At 65.0% G+C, this 759-nt stretch carries 1 protein-coding gene; it reads left to right on the top strand.

Annotation, left to right across the window (positions count from 1 at the left end; genetic code table 11):
* A partial coding sequence (locus M1M07_RS32335) for an ABC transporter ATP-binding protein (protein WP_248676785.1) occupies positions 1-759 on the top strand: 759 nt, incomplete at both ends.

Genomic DNA, 759 nt, shown 5'->3' with positions numbered 1-759 from the left:
GGTAAGTCGGTGTTCCTGAAGTCGCTGATCGGCCTGCTCCGCCCGGAGCAGGGATCGATCGTCATCGACGGCACGGACATCCTGCAGTGCTCGAGCAAGGAGCTCTACGAGATCCGCAAGCTGTTCGGGGTGCTGTTCCAGGACGGCGCGCTGTTCGGGTCGATGAACCTGTACGACAACGTGGCCTTCCCGCTGCGCGAGCACACCAAGAAGTCCGAGTCCGACATCCGCAAGATCGTGATGGACAAGCTCGAGCTGGTCGGTCTGCTCGGGGCCGAGGACAAGCTGCCCGGTGAGATCTCCGGCGGTATGCGCAAGCGTGCCGGCCTGGCCCGGGCGCTGGTGCTCGATCCGCAGATCATCCTGGTCGACGAGCCGGACTCGGGGCTGGATCCGGTGCGCACGACGTACATCTCGCAGACGTTGATCGACATCAACGCCGAGATCGACGCGACGATCCTGATCGTCTCGCACAACATCAACCTGGCGCGGACGGTGCCGGACAACATCGGCATGCTGTTCCGTCGCGAGCTGGTGATGTTCGGTCCGCGCGAGGTGCTGCTGACCTCGGACGAGCCGGTGGTCAAGCAGTTCCTCAACGGCACGATGATCGGTCCGATCGGGATGTCGGAGGAGAAGGACGAGGCGCAGATGGCGCACGAGCAGGCGCTCGTCGACGCCGGGCATCATGCCGGTGGTGTCGACGACGTCGAGGGCATCGTGCCGCAGATGCAGGCCACGCCGGGCATGCCCGAACGC

It is taken from the genome of Rhodococcus sp. HM1 (genome assembly GCF_023218075.1).
GTDB lineage: Bacteria > Actinomycetota > Actinomycetes > Mycobacteriales > Mycobacteriaceae > Rhodococcus.
Note: the sequence above shows the minus strand (reverse complement) of the source record. Positions and strands in the feature narration are given on the sequence as shown.